Source organism: Alloalcanivorax marinus (assembly GCF_016785095.1).
GTDB lineage: Bacteria > Pseudomonadota > Gammaproteobacteria > Pseudomonadales > Alcanivoracaceae > Alloalcanivorax > Alloalcanivorax marinus_A.
The window spans coordinates 104,229-123,048 of record NZ_JAEKJB010000002.1 but is presented as its reverse complement, the minus strand read 5'-3'; the positions used below and the strand labels follow the sequence as shown (position 1 = coordinate 123,048).

Below are 18,820 nucleotides of genomic sequence, written 5' to 3'. Positions count from 1 at the left end.
TTGCGGCTTGAAGCTTGCAGCCGTGTTAACAGATGGTCTCGCCGCCGTCGGCGACAATGGTCTGACCGGTGACATAGGCACTGGCGTCGCTGGCCAGGAACAGCGTCACGCCGGCGATGTCCACCGGCTCGCCGATACGGCGTACCGGGGTACGCTCCTCGGCGCGCTTGCGGCGCTCCGGGTCCTCGGTGAGTGCCTTGGCGAAGTCGGTGCGCACCAGCCCCGGGGCGATGGCGTTGACACGGATGTTGCGCGGCCCCCACTCCACCGCCAGGTTGCGGGCCAGGGCCGCCTCGGCGGCCTTGGACACACCATAGGTACCGATCACGGTATTACCGCGCAGGCCGGCGATGCTGGAAATGATCACCACCTTGCCGCCGCCGTTCTTGTCCATCTCCGGCAGCACCCGGTTACACAGCCAGAAGGTGCCCTTGACGTTGGTGTCCATGATCTTGTCCCAGGCCTCGTCGGTAAGCTCGGCGGTGGGACCGTAGACCGGATTGGTGGCGGCGTTGCACACCAGAATATCGATTTTGCCAAAGGCGGCCAGGGTTTCGTCGACCAGGTTCATCAGGTCGTCTTTCTTGCCCACGTTGCAGGGCACGGCGATGGCCTCGCCGCCTTCCGCTTTGATCGCCTCGCACACTTCGTGGCAGGGCTCCGGCTTGCGACTGGAAATCACCACCTTGGCGCCGGCGCGGGCCATTTCCTCGGCGATGGCCTTGCCGATGCCCCGGGTGGAGCCGGTGATCAGGGCCACCTGGCCGGTCAGATCGAAGAGTTTGCTCATTGTTGTTCTCCTTGGTTTTACCGATACCGACCCAGCTCCAGCTTGGCGATGGTGTCCAGGTGTACCTCGTCCGGGCCGTCGGCCAGGCGCAGGGTGCGCAGGTTGGCCCAGGCGGACGCCAGGAAGGTGTCCTGGCACACGCCCAGGGCACCGTGCACCTGAATGGCGCGGTCCACCACCTTGAGGGCCATTTCCGGTGCGATCACCTTGATCATGGCGATTTCCTGACGGGCCACCTTGTTGCCCACGGTGTCCATCATGTGCGCCGCCTTGAGGGTCATCAGGCGCGCCTGTTCAATCTCCAGGCGCGAACGGGCGATGTCCTTGCGAATGGAATCGAACTGCGACAGCTTGCGACCGAAGGCCTCGCGGGCCTCGACCCGCTGACACATGGCTTCCAGGGCGCGCTCGGCCAGGCCAATGGTGCGCATGCAGTGATGGATGCGGCCCGGTCCCAGGCGGCCCTGGGCGATCTCGAAGCCACGGCCTTCGCCAAGAATCAGGTTGGACGCCGGCACGCGCACATTGTCATAGACGATTTCCGCGTGCCCCTTGGGGGCGTGGTCATAGCCGAACACATGCAAAGCGCGTTCGATCCGGACCCCGGGGGTATCCAGAGGCACCAGAATCTGGGACTGTTGCTGATGGCGCGGCGCGTTCGGGTCGGTCTTGCCCATCACGATGGCGATCTTGCAGTCGCTGGACATGGCGCCGGAAGACCACCATTTGCGGCCATTGATCACGTAGTCGTCGCCGTCCCGTTTGATCTCGGTGCAGATGTTGGTGGCGTCGGAAGAAGCCACCGCCGGTTCGGTCATCGAGAAGCAGGAGCGGATCTCGCCGGCCAGCAGGGGCTTGAGCCATTGTTCCTGCTGTTCCGGGCTGCCATAGCGGGCCAGTACTTCCATGTTGCCGGTATCCGGCGCGGCGCAGTTGAATACCTGGGGAGCGAAGGCAACGCGCCCCATCACCTCGCACAGGTGGGCGTAATCGTAGTTGCTGAGCCCGGCACCCAGGTCGCTTTCCGGCAGGAACAGGTTCCACAGGCCGGCGGCCCTGGCCTTCTGTTTGAGTTCCTTGAGGATCGGCGGCGGCGTCCAGCGATCCTCGCTGGCGGCGTGCTGCTCGGCGTACACCGTTTCATTGGGATAGACGTGCTGGTCCATGAAATCGACCAATTGGTCGTACAGGCCCTGGGCCCGTTCGGAAAGGGGCAGCATGGCGCTCTCCTCGCATTGTTATGCGCCCGCTAACGGCGGACATACTTATCGGTAGGTCCGGCAATGTGGCATGGAGGATCGGTTCCGTCAAATAAATCGAAATGGTGTTTCAGGTTTACGGATCGAGGCCGCCAGGCGGCGTGTGGGCGCCCTCTCCGGCGATGGTGGGGCAGTAACGAAGGGTGGCAATGTAGCTGTCGACGAAGTCGGCGGCCTCGCGGTCCAGGTCGAAGGAACCGGGCAGCAGCAACCAGGTGTAAAGCAGGCCCGTCATTTGCACGTGCAGTTGGGTGACGGCCCGACCCAGGTTGAGAGTGGCGGGCAGCTGGCCACGCTCGATGGCATTGCCCAGGGTGCGGCGCACCTTGGCGCCGCCATCCAGATAGCTTTCCTGGACGCGCTGCATCAATGGAGCGGTCTGGTCGGTGAATTCACATTTATAGAACAGGATCTCGAATACCCTGCGATGACCCGGGTCACGCACGGTACGTTGGAGGACACTGATGAGCAGATCACGAAAACGCCCCAGAGGGTCGGACTCGCTGGGGTCCTCGGCCCGCTGGGAGAGCGCCTCGGTGGGCAGCCGGTGGCGCTCAAGCATGGCGGCGAACACATCCTGCTTGTTCTTGAAATGCCAGTAGATCGCGCCGCGCGTCACTCCCGCCTGTTGGGCGATGTCGTTCAGGGAGCTGCGCGCCACGCCCTTACGATGGAAAACCAACTCCGCGGCATCAATGATCTGCTCGCGGGTCTCCTGGGCTTCCTCTTTGGTGCGTCGGGCCATGGTCCGGTCCTGCGTTCCACGATAGTTTCACTTTTCCCTACTATACATACGTTCTTGGATGTATGTATACTTCTGAGCTTCCCTGGCTTGATACGAATCAAAGAACCGAGGTTTCCATGCGCACAGGTTCGGTGTTCTTCCCCTTTATTGTTCTTTTCAGCCTGGCCCTGGCCGCCTGCGGCGGTGATGGCGAGCAGCAACAGCAGGCCGGCGCTCCGCCGGAGGCCGGCTTCATCACCGTGCGGTCCCAGAACTTCACGCTGATCAATGAGCTGCCGGGCCGCACCAGCCCCTACCAGATCGCCGAGGTGCGCCCCCAGGTCACCGGCATCGTCGAGAAGCGGCTGTTCGAAGGTGGCGAGCTGGTGAAAGCCGGCCAGCCGCTCTATCAGCTCGACGACAGCCTCTATAAGGCCGACGTGGCCAGCGCCCGGGCCAACGTGGCCAGCGCCGAGGCGACCCTGAAGTCCACCCGCCTGCGCGCCGAGCGTTTCGACAAGCTCCTGAAGATGAAGGCGGTGAGCCAGCAGGAGTACGACGAGGCCCAGGCCGCCCTGGGCGAGACCCAGGCCCAGGTGGACGCCGCCCGGGCGGCGCTGCAAACCGCCCGCATCAACCTGGATTACACCACCATCAAGGCCCCCATCGACGGTCGCATCGGTCGCTCCGTGGTGACCCCCGGCGCCCTGGTCACCGCCAACCAGACCCAGGCGCTGGCCACCATCCGTCAGCTTGATCCGATCTACGTGGATCTGACCCAGTCCAACCAGGAGCTGCGGCGCCTGCGCGCGGCCTTGCAGGCCGGCCGCCTGCAGCAGGTGGGCGAGGACAAGGCCCGCGTCACCCTGCTGCTGGAAGACGGCAGCGAATACGGCGAGGCCGGCACCCTGCAGTTCTCTGAATTCGCGGTGGAGGAAAGCACCGGCTCCGTGACCCTGCGCGCCCTGTTCCCCAACCCGGATAACGACCTGCTGCCCGGCATGTTCGTGCGCGCGCGGCTGCCCCAGGGCGAGCGCGAGGGCGCCATCCTGGTGCCGCAGAAAGGTGTCACCCGGGACCCCAACGGCAAGGCCACCGCCCTGGTGATCGGTCAGGACGGCAAGGTCGAGCAGCGACAGGTAACCACCGAACGGACGGTGGGCAACCGCTGGCTGATCAGCGACGGTCTCCAGGCCGGCGACCGGCTGATTGTCGAGGGCCTGCAGAAAATTCGCCCCGGCGCTCCGGTGAAGCCGGTGGAGCTGAAACAGGACAGGTCGGATTCCGACACCATCACGGTGACACCGGAAGACAGCGCCGATGGCACATCGGCGCCCAAGACCGACCAGACAGACGACGCCCAGGCGCAAGACGCGCGGTAAACGAACGCCCACGCAACAGGGACAATCATGGCCAGATTCTTTATTGACCGACCCATCTTCGCCTGGGTGATCGCCATCGTCATGATGCTCGCCGGGGCACTGTCGATCTATAACCTGCCGGTGGAGCAATACCCCACCGTGGCGCCGCCGGAAGTCTCGATCCGCGCCACCTACCCCGGCGCCTCCGCCGAGGCGGTGGAGGATTCGGTGACCCAGGTCATCGAGCAGCAGATGAACGGCATCGACAACCTGCTCTACATCGACTCCACCAGTGATTCCACCGGCACCGCGCAGATCGCGTTGACGTTCGCCGCCGGCACCGATCCGGACATCGCCCAGGTGCAGGTGCAGAACAAACTGCAGCTGGCCACGCCGCGCCTGCCCCAGGTGGTGCAGCAGCAGGGGGTGCAGGTCAGCAAGTCGTCCGACTCCTTCCTGATGGTGCTGGCCGCCACGTCCAGCAACGGCAGCATGAGCCGTACCGACCTGTCGGATTACCTGGGCGCCAACGTCCAGGACCCGCTCAGCCGCGTGCAGGGGGTGGGCACCACCCAGTTGTTCGGTGCCCAGTACGCCATGCGCGTGTGGCTGGACCCGAACAAGCTCAACCAGTACGACCTGACCCCCACCGACGTGATCCAGGCGATCACGGTACAGAACAACCAGGTCACCGGCGGTCAGCTGGGCGGCCAGCCGGCGGTGGAAAACCAGCAGCTCACCGCCACCATCATCGTGCAGACCCTGCTGGAAACGCCGGAGGAATTCGGCGAGATCCTGTTGCGGGTGAACAACGACGGCTCCCGGGTCCGGCTGCGTGACGTGGCGGACATCAAACTGGGCTCGGAGAACTACAACTTCGACGCCCGCTTCAACGGCCGCCCCGCCTCCGGCATCGGCATCAACCTGGCGTCCGGCGCCAACGCCCTGGACACCGCCGACCGGGTGCGCGCGCGGCTCGACGAGCTGAGCGAGTTCTTCCCCGAGGGCATGGAGATCTCCTACCCCTACGACACCACGCCGTTCGTGAAGATCTCCATCCTGGAGGTGGTGAAGACCCTGTTCGAGGGCATCGCCCTGGTGTTCCTGGTGATGTTCCTGTTCCTGCAGAACTTCCGCGCCACCCTGATTCCCACCATCGCCGTGCCGGTGGTGTTGCTGGGCACCTTCGCGGTGCTGTTCGCGTTCGGCTTCACGGTCAACACCCTGACCATGTTCGGCATGGTGCTGGCCATCGGCCTGCTGGTGGACGACGCCATCGTGGTGGTGGAAAACGTGGAACGGGTAATGGAGGAGGACGGGCTCGGGCCCCTGGAGGCCACCCGCAAATCCATGGACCAGATCACCGGCGCCCTGGTCGGCATCGCCCTGGTGCTGTCGGCGGTGTTCGTGCCAATGGCGTTCTTCCCCGGCTCCACCGGCGCCATCTACCGGCAGTTCTCGATCACCATCGTGTCGGCGATGACCCTGTCGGTGCTGGTGGCCTTGATCCTCACCCCGGCGCTGTGCGCCACCATGCTCAAGCCTTCCTCCGCCCAGCACAACGAGAAGAAAGGTTTCTTTGGCTGGTTCAACCGCAACTTCAACCGCGCCAGCCACGGCTACCAGAGCCGGGTCGAGAAGATGATCGGCCATCGCGGCCGCTACCTGCTGATCTACGTGGCCATCGTGGCGGTGCTGGGCTTTACCTTCACCCGCCTGCCCAGTGCCTTCCTGCCCGAGGAAGACCAGGGCATCCTGCTCAGCCAGGTGCAATTGCCGGTGGGCTCCACCCTGGGCCAGACCATGGATGTGCTCGGCAAGATGGAGGACTACTACCTCAACAAGGAAGAGGCGGTAACGTCCATCTTCACGGTGGGTGGTTTCAGTTTCGCCGGTCGCGGCCAGAACTCGGGCATCGCCTTCGTGCGGCTCAAGGACTGGGAAGAACGGGACCTGAGCACCAACGGCGTGCGCCAGGTCATTGGCCGTTCCATGGGCTATTTCTCGCAAATCCGCGAGGCCATCATCTTCGCCCTGAATCCGCCGGCGATCCCGGCGCTGGGCACCTCCGGCGGCTTCAACTTCCAGTTGCAGGATCGTGGCGGCCAGGGCCATGACGCCCTGGTACAGGCCCGCGACCAGTTGCTGGGCGCCGCCAACCAGGCCGGCGTTCTGACCCAGGTACGTTACAACGGCCTGCCCGACGCGCCCACCTACGACCTCAACGTGGATCGCCAGAAGGCGCAGGCCATGGGCGTGCCCCTGGCGGACATCAACAACACCCTGTCGGTGGCCTGGGGCTCCAGCTACGTCAACGACTTCATCGACCGGGGCCGGGTCAAGCGGGTGTACGTGCAGGGCGACGCGCCCTTCCGCATGCTGCCCGAGGACATCAACGACTGGTACGTACGCAACGGCGTCGGCGAGATGGTGCCCTTCAGCACCTTCTCCGAGGGCGAATGGACCTATGGCCCGCAGCAACTGCAGCGCTATAACGGCGTGTCGTCGATGAACATCCAGGGCGACGCCGCCGCCGGCGTCAGCACCGGTGAAGCCATGGCCACCATGGAACGGCTCGCCCAGGACCTGCCCCAGGGCTTCGGTTTCGAATGGACCGGCCTGTCGTTCCAGGAGCAGCAGGCCGGCGCCCAGGCGCCCGCTCTGTATGCCCTGTCGCTGCTGGTGGTGTTCCTGTGCCTGGCGGCGCTGTACGAGAGCTGGTCGATTCCGTTCGCGGTGATGCTGATCGTGCCCTTGGGTGTGATCGGCGCCGTGCTGGCGGCCATGCTGCGAGGCCTGAACAACGACGTGTTCTTCCAGGTCGGCCTGCTCACCACGGTGGGGTTGTCGGCGAAGAACGCCATTCTGATCGCCGAATTCGCCAAGGACCTGGAGGACGAGGGCTACTCACTGCTCAAGGCCACCCTGGAAGCCACGCGCATGCGGTTGCGTCCGATCCTGATGACCTCCCTGGCGTTCGGCCTCGGCGTGACACCGCTGATGCTGAGCACCGGTGCCGGCTCCGGCGCCCGCAACGCCATCGGTACCGGGGTGTTCGGCGGCGTGGTGGCGGCCACCGTGCTGGCGATCTTCTTCATCCCGCTGTTCTATGCCCTGGTGCGCCGCATCTCCGGCGTGCCGCTGACCGGCAAGAAAGACGGCAGCACCGCCCTTGAGGATCGGGAGGCACGGTCATGAGCGTTCTGAATCGACCCTGTGCCCTGCCCCTGCTGGCCGCCCTGACCCTGGGCGGCTGCACCCTGGCCCCGGACTACCGGCAACCGGCCTCGCCGGTGCCGGCCACCCTGGGCGAGGACGGCGTCGCCGCCACCGGCTCGGTGATGCTGCCCGGCTGGCGGGCACTGTTCACCGACCCGCACCTGCAGCAACTGATCGACACCGCTCTGAGCAACAACCGGGACCTGCGGCTGGCGATGCTGGACGTGGCCGAGGCCCGCGCCCAGTACCGCATCGAAGGCGCGGACCTGCTGCCCGGCGTCAGCGTCAACGGCGACGGCACCCGCCAGCGGGTACCCGCCGATCTGAGCAGCAGCGGCGAGAGCACGGTGCAGAGCCAGTATGGCGTCAACGTGGGCATCGCCGCCTACGAGCTGGATCTGTTCGGGCGTATCCGCAGCCTCAAGCAATCGGCGCTGGAGTCCTACCTGGCCACCGAGGAAGCGCGCCACAGCGCCCGCATCACCCTGGTGTCCGAGGTGGCCAACGCCTACCTGACACTGATGGCGGACCGCGAAAACCTGCGCATCAGCGAGGAAACCCTGAGCGCCCAGCGCGAATCCGTGGATCTGGTGCAAGGCCGCTTCGATCTCGGCCTGGGCTCGGAACTGGACCTGCGCCAGGCCCAGGTGGCCCTGGAAACCGCCCGCGCCAACCAGGCCCGCTACCAGCGCCGGGTGGCCGCCGACCGCAACGCCCTGGCGGTGCTGGTGGGCGCGCCGCTGCCGTCGCTGCCCGGCGAGGACCTGGATAACCCGGCGGTGGCCACGCTGCCGGAAGTACCCGCCGCGCTGCCCTCCGCGGTTTTGCGCCAGCGCCCGGACATCCAGCGCGCCGAGCATGCTCTGCGTGCCGCCAACGCCAACATCGGCGCGGCGCGGGCGGCGTTCTTCCCGAGCATCAGCCTGACCGCTTCCGCCGGCACCGCCAGCGCCGAGCTGTCCGGGCTGTTCGAAAGCGGCTCCAAGGCGTGGGCGTTTTCACCCAGCATTTCGCTGCCGATCTTCAGCGGTGGCCGCAACCGGGCCAACCTGGACCTGGCCGAGGTGCGCCGTGACCAGAACGTGGCCCGCTACGAGCAGGCCATCCAGACCGCGTTCCAGGAAGTGGCGGACGCCCTGGCGGCCCGGGATTCCCTGGCCGATGAGGAACGCGCGCAAACCGCCCTGGTGGACGCCACCGAGCGTTCCCTGGTTCTGGCCGAGGCGCGTTACCGGGAAGGCGCCGACGATTATCTGGCGGTGCTGGACGCGCGCCGCGAGCTGCTCACCGCCCGCCAGCAGCGGGTGTCGGTGACGCTCGATAAGCTGGCCAACCGCATCACGCTGTACCGGGCCCTCGGCGGCGGCGGCGCGGCGGACCGCGCCACGCTGATCGGCGCCGCCCAGGCCGGCGCCGCGGCCGGTGCCACGAAGGACACCGGGAGCACGCCCCAAGGCTGATCCCGTCACGGTCGCCGGCCCCGCCGGCGACCGGCTCCGTCTCCCATGCTTGGACATTTACGCTGATCTTTTTCGCGTTTTCCCCGTTGTCGGGAAACACCACTCCGTTTGGAGTATAAACCGCGCCTGTTGCGCTTTTATTGCTCGGGAAAACACACCATGAAGAACGGATTACGCGGCCTGGGACGCCGCGCCGTGAGGGCCATTGCCGGCGGCACGCTGGTGACCGCCCAGGCGCTGTGCGGCCAGGCCGGCGCCGCCGAACCCGGCGTCGAGGCCGGGGCCCGCGTTGGCGGCGGCGAGGGGCTGGATTACCAAAGCCTGTTCGTGAGCTGGCCATCACCCTGGCTGCAAACCCACGCGGTGGAATCCTGGCTGCCCGGCGATCTTGTCCAGGCCTACTGGGATCTGTCCGTGGAACGCTGGGAAGGGGAAGATGGCAACGGTCGCGACAACCGGACCGAGGTCTATATTTTCGGCCCGGTGGCGCGGGTCAACTGGCCCAGCGACCGGCTCTACTTTCTGTTCGGCGTGCAGCCTTCCTACATGAGCCACCCGCACATCGACGATGACGATATGGGCGGCAATATCCAGTTCACCAGCCACGGCGGCCTGGTGTTCCAGGTAACGCCCCGACTGGCGGTGGGCTTTCGCGGCCAGCACACTTCCAATTCACGGCTGTACAAACCCAACCCGGGCATGAATCTGGCGTCGCTGACCCTCGCCTACCGGTTCTGAAACTCCTGCCCGGCCTGTCGGTTCAGCCCGAAGCGCCGCATCTTGCGGTAAAAGGTGGCGCGCCCGATGCCCAGGCCACGGGCGGCGGCGGAGACGTTTCCGCCGTGGGCCCTTAACGCCGCCAGCATCGCCTGCCGGGTCTGCCCGTCCAGGGTGCCCGCCGGAGGCTCGGTCGCCGGCTCGCCGGCCTTCTCCTGCAGGGCGGCGGGCAGATGCTCCAGCTCGATCCAGCCATCCTCCGCCAGCACCGCGCCCAGTCTCAATGCCTGTTGCAGTTCGCGGATGTTGCCAGGCCAGGAATGGGCCATCAGCGCCCGCCGCGCCGCCGGCGACAGCCGGGGCACCGGCGTCGAGGGCGACACCTCCTCAAGCAGCGAGTCCATCAGCGCCGCCAGGTCGGCGCGCTCGCGCAGCGCCGGCAACGCCACCCGCAGGCCGTTGATGCGGTAAAACAGGTCCTCGCGAAAACGACCCTCGGCGATGGCCCGGTCCAGGGGCTGCAGGGTTGCGCACAGTAGAGAGAACGACACCGGGCGCACCCGACCGCCGCCGAGACGGGTCACCTCCCGGTCCTGGAGCACCCGCAACAGGCGGGCCTGCAGCGTCAGCGGCATGTCGCCGATTTCATCGAGAAACAGGGTGCCGCCGTCGGCCTGTTCGAACTTGCCAGCCATGCCGCCACGGCGGGCACCGGTAAAGGCCCCCTCCTCGTAGCCGAACAATTCGGATTCGATCAGCCCCTCCGGAATGGAGGCGCAATTCACCGCCACGAACGGCCCCTGGCCCGCGCCGCCCCGTTGGTGGAGCCAGCGCGCCAGCCGGTCCTTGCCGGTGCCGGTTTCTCCATTGATCAGCACCGGCACGCCGCCGCGAAAGGCTTTCAAAGCGCGTTCATAGAGCGGCCCGGAAGCCGCCTCGCCGACGTCACGGCGGGGCGTGGCCACCATCGACCGGGAGGCGCTTTCCACGCGAACATAAAGCCGCCCGCCGTCCTGGCAGGCCAACGCCACCGGCTCGCCGCCGGCGCGCCGCAGGGACGGCACCGCCCGCCCCCAAAGCCGCTCCAGGGTAACCGGCCGGCCCTCCCCTTCCAGCCGCGCCAGATCCAGCAACTGGCGCGCCACCGGATTGGCGCCCAGCAGGCGTCCGTCGCGGTCGAAATGAATCAGGCCACGCACCGGGGAATCGGTCAGTTCGGAACGGTAATGGATCGCCAGACGCAGGTCCCCGGCCAGGTTTTCCACCATGCGGTTCTCCACCTCCCGGGCCGCCAGCGCCAGCGGCTCAAGCACGCCCATGGCGCGCCCGTCGTGACGCCGCGAGGCATTCAGCACGCCGGCCAGTTCGCCGTCCGGCGCGAACAGCGGCACGGCGGCGCAGATGAAGCCGCCCGCCTCTTCCAGGAAATGCTCGCCGCCGGTCACCACGCTGGGGCGGCGCTCGGTGAGCGCGCAACCAGGGCCGGTGGTGCCGGCCACCGTCTCATCCAGGTTACCGCCGGCGCGTAACGCCCGGCCCAGGTCCGGGCAGGCCCGGTCTCCGCTCATCGAACGCACCACCCAGCCTTCGGCCTCCAGACAGGCGAGCACCCAGTCGGTGCCGCGCAATGCCTTGAACAGCCGCTCCATTTCCGGCTCCACGTAGTGCAGGAGCTGTTCGCGGTATTCATGCAGACGGCGCAACGCCTGGCGGGAAACCGGAGAAAAAAGGCGGCGGTCACCGGGGGCCAGGCCGTATTCCCGGGAGCGTTGCCAGGAGCGGATCACTTCGCCGCGCACCCAGCCCGGCGGCACCTCCCTGCCTTCCTCGAACAACCGCCGGGCTTCCAGCAAGTGGCGGTCCATTTGCAAACCGGTCGCGGGCATCTTCGTCTCCGACAAAGTGTCTTGTTGTTATACAGCCGACCGGGGCGCACCTGTCTCAATACGAGACAGGCGGTCTTGCCAGTACGCCCCGGGCTCTCCCTGATAAAGCCATAACCCTTTGTTTTTAAACGTTTTTGTATCTTTTTCCCGGATTTTCCAAAGTATGGCACGGCCCCTGCGAAGGCACAACCGACGTCAACCCCTCTAATAAGGACAACATCATGACGAATCACACCCTCGCACCGGGCCTTGGCGCTCGCCTGTCGGCGGCCCTGATCAGCGCCTCGCTGTTGCTGGCCGGCGGCGCCCACGCCGACAAGGCGGACCAGGAGACCGTCGCCCCGGTGGATGCCGGCCACATCATCGCCAACCGGGACAGCGGCCAGGACTGGCCGGCCCATGGCTTCGACTACCAGGAAACCCGCTTCAACCCGCTGGATCAGATCGACACCGACAACGTGGACCAGCTACGCCTGGCCTGGACCTACGACCTGAACAGCCAGCGCGGCATTGAATCCACGCCCATCGTGGTGGACGGCGTCATGTACGTGACCGCGTCCTGGAGCGTGGTGCACGCGCTGGACGCCGATACCGGCGCCGCGCTCTGGTCGTTCGACCCGGAAGTACCGCCGGAAACCGCCGAATCCGCCTGTTGCGACGTGGTCAACCGGGGCGTCGCCGTGTACCGGGGCAAGGTCTATATCGCCACCCTGGACGGCCGTCTGATCGCTCTCGACGCCGCCACCGGCAAACCGCTGTGGCACCGCGACACCATCATCGACCACGACCATGCCTATACCATCACCGGCGCGCCACGGGTGTTCAACGGCAAGGTGATCATCGGCAACGGTGGCGCCGAGCTGGGCGTGCGCGGCTACATCACCGCCTACGACGCGGACACCGGCGAACAGGCCTGGCGCTGGTTCACGGTGCCCGGCGACCCGTCCAAGCCGTTCGAGAACAAAGCCATGGAACGGGCGGCCAAGACCTGGGACCCCAGCGGCAAATACTGGGAAACCGGCGGCGGCGGCACGGTGTGGAACAGCATGGCGTTCGATCCGGAGCTCAACCTGATGTACATCGGCACCGGCAACGGCTCGCCCTGGGCCTGGTCCAAACGCAGCCCGGCGGGGGGCGATAACCTCTACGTGGCATCCATCGTGGCGCTCAATCCGGACACCGGCGAATACGTCTGGCACTACCAGGAAACCCCGGGGGACAGCTGGGACTACACCTCCACCCAGGACATGATCCTGGCCGACCTGAAGATCGACGGCAAACCGCGCAAGGTGATCCTGCACGCCCCCAAGAACGGCTTCTTCTTCGTGGTCGACCGCACCAACGGCGAGTTCATCTCGGCGGAGAACTACGTCGATGTGAACTGGGCCACCGGCTACGACGAAAACGGACGGCCCAAGGTGGTGCCGGAGGTACGCCGCACCGACAAGGCGTTCGACATCATCCCCGGCCCCTTTGGCGGGCATAACTGGCACTCCATGTCGTTCAACCCGAACACCGGGCTGGCCTACTTCCCGGCCCAGAACGTGCCCTTGAATCTGGCGGTGGACCCGGATTGGGACGGCTACGGCAGCAACAAACCCGGCCAGCCGATGAGCGGCGTGGGCTGGAACACCGCCTCCAGGATCAACAGCGTGCCGCCCACCAGCCAACCCTTTGGCCGTCTGGTGGCCTGGGACCCGGTGAAGCAAAAGGAAGCCTGGCGCCACGAACACCCGTCGCCCTGGAACGGCGGCACCCTGAGCACCGGCGGCGACCTGGTGTTCGAGGGCACCGCCGACGGTCGTTTCCTGGCGCTCAACGCCAAGGATGGCGACCTGCTGTGGCAGACGCCGCTGGCCACCGGCGTGATCGCCGCGCCGGTCACCTACCGCATCGGCGATGTCCAGTACGTCTCCATCGCCGCCGGCTGGGGCGGCGTCTACGGGCAAAGCCAGAGAGCGACCCCCAACCGCGCCAACCCGGGCACCGTTTACACCTTCGCCCTGAAAGGCAAGGCCAAGGCCCGACAACGGCCCGGAGCGGCGGACAAGACCCTGCTCCAGGGCGTGTCCTATGACCCGGACCTGGTGCCGGAAGGCACCGCCCTGTTCGTCAGCAACTGCGTGTTCTGCCATGGCGTGCCCGCCGTGGACCCGGGCGGCAACCTGCCCAACCTGGGCTACTCCGACAAGGCCGTGATCAGCGATCTGGACAAGTTCGTGTTCGCCGGCCCGTTCATGTCCCGGGGCATGCCGGATTTCACTGGCCGTCTCGACAAGAAAGACGTGGAAAAACTCAAGGCCTTCATCCAAGGCACCGCCGACGCCGTCCGCGCGCAACAGCAACAACAAAAAGGAAAATGACCATGAGCCTGAACAACGATTCAACCCAACTGCTCGACGAACGTACCCGCCGCTTCCTGGAACAGGGCCAGCAGCGCATGCTGATCGGCACCGATTGGCGCGACGCCCGCGATGGCGGCCGCCTGGACGTCATCAATCCGGCGGATGAGCAATCCCTGGGCAGCGTGCCCGCCGCCGGCGAGGCGGACGTGGACGACGCCGTCGCGGCGGCCCGCGCGGCGCTGGAAGACGGCCCCTGGGCACGGGCCCGGCCCGCCGGCCGCGAGCGGCTGCTGCTGAAACTCGCCGATCTGATGGAGCGCGACGCCCGGGTGCTGGCGCAACTGGACTCGGTGGACAACGGCAAGTCGGCGCAGATCGCGGAAGCGGTGGACGTCACCCTGGCCATCGCCTTCTTCCGCTACATGGCCGGCTGGGCCACCAAGATCGAAGGCGGCACCCATGAAGTGTCGGCGCTGATGGCGGCGCCGGAGGCGGAGTTCTCCGCCTTTACCCGCCGTGAGCCGGTGGGCGTGGTAGCGGCCATCGTGCCGTGGAATTTCCCGCTGCTGATGGCCGCCTGGAAACTGGCGCCGGCCCTGGCCGCCGGCTGCACCGTGGTGCTCAAGCCCGCCGAGCAGACGCCGCTGTCCGCTCTGTATCTGGGGCAGCTGATTCAGGAGGCCGGCTTCCCCGCCGGCGTCGTCAACGTGATCACCGGCGACGGCCCGGGCACCGGCGCGCCGCTGACCCGCCACCCGGGCATCAACAAGATCAGCTTTACCGGCTCCACCGAAGTGGGCCAGATGATCGGCCGCGCCGCCATGGACAACATGGCCCGCGTCACCCTGGAGCTGGGCGGCAAGTCACCGATGATCGTGCTCGACGACTACGACCCGGAGCAGGCCGCCCAAGGCGCCGCCCAGGCGATCTTCTTCAACCACGGCCAGGTGTGTTCCGCCGGGTCGCGGCTCTATGTGCACAAGAGCCGCTACGATCAGGTGGTGGAGGGGCTGGCCCGGCTGGCCGACGAGATCACCCTGGGCCACGGGCTGAACCCGGACCATCAGATGGGCCCGCTGGTTTCCCGGGAGCAGATGGAGCGGGTGCTCGGCTATATCGACTCCGGTCGTGAACAAGGCGCCGAGGTGATGACACGGGGCGGCGCCGCGCCGGAGCGGGGCTATTTCGTGCGCCCCACCGTGTTCGCCGGCACCGACGACGCCCTGCGCGTGGCCCGCGAGGAGATCTTCGGGCCGGTGGTGGTGGCGCTGCCCTATGATGACATCGAGGAAGTGGCCCGGCGCGCCAACGACAGCGCCTACGGGCTCGCCGCCAGCGTCTGGTCCAACGACCTGTCCCGGGTGCACCGTCTGATTCCCCGCCTCAAGGCCGGCAGCGTCTGGGTCAACTGCCACAACATGCTGGACCCGACCATGCCCTTCGGCGGCTACAAGATGTCCGGCTTCGGCCGTGACATGGGTCGCGATTCTCTGAATGCCTATCTGGAAACAAAATCCGTGGTAATGGCATTGTAGTTATTCGTCCCACCCGCTTGCCGGCGGCCCCGGCCGCCGGCGTTTCGCACCACGAACATTCCGATAACAATGACGTGGAGGAAGTATGCCCCCCTCTAACAGCCAGCCCTCCTACACCAAGGGCCCGGAACCCGGGCCACTGTTCGAGATTCCGATTGGCGATGCCTTCGACGCCACCGTGAGCCGCCATGGCGACCGCGAAGCCCTGGTGGTGCGCCACCAGGGTCTGCGCTATAGCTGGGCCGAGCTGGGCGCCGAGGTGGAGCGCCATGCGCGCGCCCTGATGGCGCTGGGCCTGACCGCCGGCGACCGGGTCGGCATCTGGTCGCCGAATTGCGCCGAGTGGTGCATCGCCCAGTTCGCCACCGCCAAGATCGGCGCCATTCTGGTCAACATCAACCCGGCCTACCGGCTGGAGGACCTGCGCTACGCGCTCAATCAGTCCGGCTGCCAATGGCTGATCTGCGCGGACACCTTCAAGACCTCCGATTACCATCGCATGGTGCTCGATCTGGTGCCGTCCCTGGCCGGCACCGAACCGGGCCGGCTCGACGACCCGGGCGCGCCGGAACTGCGCGGCGTGATCAGCCTGGCGGACCAGCCGCCGGCGGGCTTCCTGCCCTGGCGCCAGCTCGCCGACCACGGCGCGCGGGTGTCCGAACAGACCCTGCGCCAGCGGCAAGGCGGACTCGACGCCAACGACCCGATCAATATTCAGTACACCTCCGGCACCACCGGTTTTCCCAAGGGCGCCACCCTGAGCCACCGCAACATCCTCAACAACGGCCACCTGGTGGGTGAGAGCCTGGGCCTCAACGAACGGGACCGGCTGGTGATCCCGGTGCCCCTGTACCACTGCTTTGGCATGGTGATGGGCAACCTGGCCTGCGTCACCCACGGCACCACCATGATCTACCCGGACGCCGGCTTCGACCCGGAAACCACGCTGCGCGCGGTGGCCGAGGAAAAAGCCACCGCCCTGTATGGCGTGCCCACCATGTTCATCGCCGAGCTGGCCAGCCCGGTGCGCCAGGAAGTGGACCTGTCCAGCCTGCGCACCGGCATCATGGCCGGCGCCACCTGCCCGGTGGAGGTAATGCGCAAGGTGATCGACGAGATGCACATGAGCGAGGTGCAGATCGCCTACGGCATGACCGAGACCAGCCCGGTGTCCCTGCAAACCGGCGCCGACGATGAACTGGAGCGCCGCGTCAGCACCGTGGGCCGCACCCAGCCGCACCTGGAAACCAAGCTTGTCGACGAACACGGCGCCACCGTCGGGCGCGGCGAGATCGGCGAGCTGTGCACCCGGGGCTATTCAGTGATGCTCGGCTACTGGAACAATCCGCAGGGCACCGCCGAGGCCATCGACGGACAGGGCTGGATGCACACCGGCGACTTGGCGCAGATGGACGAGCAGGGTTACGTGCGCATCGTCGGCCGCGCCAAGGACCTGATCATCCGTGGTGGCGAGAACGTCTACCCGAGGGAAATCGAGGAATTCCTCTACACCCACGAAGCGGTGGAGGAAGTGCAGGTGATCGGCGTGGCCGACGAGCGCTACGGCGAGGAGATCGTCGCCTGGGTCAAGGCACGCCCCGGCGCCGAGGTGGACGGCGCCGTGCTGCGCGCGTTCTGCCAGGACCGCATTGCCCACTTCAAGGTGCCGCGCTGGTTCCGTCTGGTGGACGATTTCCCGATGACCGTCACCGGCAAGATCCAGAAATTCCGCATGCGTGAAATCAGCGAACGGAATCTGAAGGAGCATGGCCATGCGTGATTATCAGAGCGCCGCCCGTCAGTTCGATTTGCGGCAAGCCGTCGAGCGCGACCTGAACGGGTCCCTGGAGGCCCTGAACGCCTGCGTGGAATGCTGCGACCGCCACCTGGGCCAGGACCGGGTGGCGCTTTATCAGGAAAGCGAGGACGGCCATGGCGAGCAGTACACCTTCGAGCAACTGAGCGACGCCGCCGGGCGCTTCGCCACCGTGCTCGCGGCCCGGGGCGTGGGCGCCGGCGACCGCGTGGCGGGGCTGCTGCCCCGACGGGTGGAACTGCTGATCACGGTGCTCGCCACCTGGCGCCTGGGCGCGGTCTATCAGCCCCTGTTCACCGCCTTCGGGCCCAAGGCCATCGAGCACCGGGTGCATGCCGCCGACACCCGCGTCATCGTCACCGACCGCGACAATCGGGACAAACTCGACGAGGTCTCCACCGACGCGGCGGTGATCACGGTGGGCGCCGACCGCGCCGGTGATGGCGACTTCCATGCCCTGCTCGAGGGCAGCCGGGACCACCATCCACCGGTGATGCGCGACGCCCAATCCCCGTTTCTGATGATGTTCACCTCCGGCACCACCGGCCTGCCCAAGGCGGTGCCGGTACCGCTCAAGGCGGTGCTCGCCTTCCAGGGCTACCTGCGTGACGCGGTGGGCCTGCGCGAGGACGACCGGTTCTGGAACCTGGCCGACCCGGGCTGGGCCTACGGCCTGTATTACGCGATCACCGGCCCGCTGGCCCTGGGCCACGCCACCACCTTCTACAGCGGCGGCTTCAGCGTCGAGAGCACCTGCCGGGTGATCGAGAAATACCGGATCACCAACCTGGCCGGCTCGCCCACCGCCTTCCGCCTGATGATGGCGGGCGGCGCGCCGGTGGTGGCGGCGCTGCGTGGCCGCCTGCGCGCCGTCAGCAGCGCCGGCGAACCGCTTACCCCGGCGGTGATCCGCTGGTTCGCCGAGGAACTGGGCGTCACCATCCACGACCACTACGGCCAGACCGAGCTGGGTATGGTGCTGTGCAACCACCACGCGCTGAGTCACCCGGTCCGCGAAGGTGCCGCCGGCATGGCGGTGCCCGGCCATCGCGTGGTGGTGGTGGACGACCAGGGCCGGGAGCTGCCCCCCGGTGAGCCCGGCATTCTGGCGGTGGACCGGCGCCAGTCGCCGCTGTTCTGGTTCGAGGGCTATCCGTCCGCGCCGGGCAAGTCGTTTCTGGGCGATTATTATCTCAGCGGCGATACCGTGGAGGGCAACGAGGACGGCACCATCAGCTTCGTGGGGCGGGACGATGACATCATCACCACCTCCGGTTACCGGGTCGGCCCGTTCGATGTGGAGAGCGCCTTGATCGAGCATCCGGCGGTGGTGGAGGCGGCGGTGGTGGGCGTGCCGGACCCGGAGCGCACCGAAATCGTCAAGGCGTTCGTGGTCACCGGCGCCGGCCACGCCGGCGACGAGGCGCTGGCCCGGGAACTGCAGGAGCAGGTGCGACACCGTCTTTCGGCGCACGCCTATCCGCGCCGGATTGAATTCGTGGACAGCCTGCCGAAAACGCCCAGCGGCAAGATTCAGCGTTTCCTGCTGCGCCGGCAGGAAAGCCCGGACCGCTAGCGGGGCTGCTGCTCCCTGTCCGGGCCGCGCCTTGGGGAAGCGCGCGGGGCGGTCCGGTTGTTTGGCATCGCCGGTCAGCGACTTTGGCACGCAGCGCATTGAGCCACCGGTGGTTAATCGCTAGCGTGCCGG

Annotated in this window: 12 protein-coding genes; 8 read left to right on the top strand and 4 right to left on the bottom strand. The window is 66.9% G+C overall.

What is annotated here, in order from left to right:
• Nucleotides 1–25: 25 nt before the first annotated feature.
• The 3 genes from JF515_RS02410 to JF515_RS02400 form a co-directional block, all read right to left on the bottom strand.
• Nucleotides 26–790, bottom strand: a complete 765-nt coding sequence (locus JF515_RS02410) for an SDR family NAD(P)-dependent oxidoreductase (RefSeq protein ID WP_203100651.1) — start codon at nt 788–790, stop codon at nt 26–28.
• Nucleotides 791–807: 17 nt separating this feature from the next.
• Nucleotides 808–2,010, bottom strand: a complete 1,203-nt coding sequence (locus JF515_RS02405; RefSeq protein ID WP_203100649.1) for an acyl-CoA dehydrogenase family protein — start codon at nt 2,008–2,010, stop codon at nt 808–810.
• A gap of 115 nt (nt 2,011–2,125) precedes the next feature.
• Entirely contained in the window at nt 2,126–2,794 is a 669-nt protein-coding gene (locus tag JF515_RS02400) for a TetR family transcriptional regulator (RefSeq protein ID WP_203100647.1), read from the bottom strand.
• Nucleotides 2,795–2,910: 116 nt separating this feature from the next.
• Between JF515_RS02400 and JF515_RS02395 the strand changes: the two genes are divergently transcribed.
• From JF515_RS02395 to JF515_RS02380, 4 genes are all read left to right on the top strand, one after another.
• The gene (locus tag JF515_RS02395) at nt 2,911–4,155 is read left to right on the top strand and encodes an efflux RND transporter periplasmic adaptor subunit (protein ID WP_203100645.1); all 1,245 of its coding nucleotides are present in this window, start codon (nt 2,911–2,913) and stop codon (nt 4,153–4,155) included.
• A 27-nt stretch (nt 4,156–4,182) separates the two neighbouring features.
• Complete coding sequence (locus tag JF515_RS02390) at nt 4,183–7,332, top strand: efflux RND transporter permease subunit (RefSeq protein WP_203100643.1); 3,150 nt, start codon at nt 4,183–4,185, stop codon at nt 7,330–7,332.
• Nucleotides 7,329–8,813 carry an efflux transporter outer membrane subunit gene (locus JF515_RS02385; protein WP_203100641.1) on the top strand — a complete coding sequence of 495 codons (1,485 nt, stop codon included), beginning with the start codon at nt 7,329–7,331 and terminating at the stop codon, nt 8,811–8,813. Before JF515_RS02390 ends, JF515_RS02385 begins: the two co-directional genes overlap by 4 nt.
• 159 nt (nt 8,814–8,972) lie before the next feature.
• Complete coding sequence (locus tag JF515_RS02380) at nt 8,973–9,551, top strand: acyloxyacyl hydrolase (protein WP_203100635.1); 579 nt, start codon at nt 8,973–8,975, stop codon at nt 9,549–9,551.
• Here JF515_RS02380 and JF515_RS02375 read toward each other — a convergent pair.
• Complete coding sequence (locus tag JF515_RS02375; protein ID WP_203100633.1) at nt 9,539–11,416, bottom strand: sigma-54-dependent Fis family transcriptional regulator; 1,878 nt, start codon at nt 11,414–11,416, stop codon at nt 9,539–9,541. The genes JF515_RS02380 and JF515_RS02375 overlap by 13 nt on opposite strands.
• Nucleotides 11,417–11,637: 221 nt before the next feature.
• Here JF515_RS02375 and JF515_RS02370 point away from each other — a divergent pair, with 221 nt between their 5' ends.
• The 4 genes from JF515_RS02370 (at nt 11,638) to JF515_RS02355 (ending at nt 18,688) form a co-directional block, all read left to right on the top strand.
• Complete coding sequence (locus JF515_RS02370) at nt 11,638–13,779, top strand: PQQ-dependent dehydrogenase, methanol/ethanol family (protein ID WP_203100631.1); 2,142 nt, start codon at nt 11,638–11,640, stop codon at nt 13,777–13,779.
• A 2-nt stretch (nt 13,780–13,781) separates the two neighbouring features.
• Nucleotides 13,782–15,296 carry an aldehyde dehydrogenase family protein gene (locus tag JF515_RS02365; protein WP_203100629.1) on the top strand — a complete coding sequence of 505 codons (1,515 nt, stop codon included), beginning with the start codon at nt 13,782–13,784 and terminating at the stop codon, nt 15,294–15,296.
• Nucleotides 15,297–15,381: 85 nt separating this feature from the next.
• A complete protein-coding gene (locus JF515_RS02360; protein ID WP_203100627.1) occupies nt 15,382–17,076 on the top strand; it encodes an AMP-binding protein in 1,695 nt (564 codons plus the stop codon).
• Entirely contained in the window at nt 17,069–18,688 is a 1,620-nt protein-coding gene (locus tag JF515_RS02355; protein WP_238400803.1) for an AMP-binding protein, read from the top strand. Before JF515_RS02360 ends, JF515_RS02355 begins: the two co-directional genes overlap by 8 nt.
• The last annotated feature ends 132 nt before the right edge of the window (nt 18,689–18,820 follow it).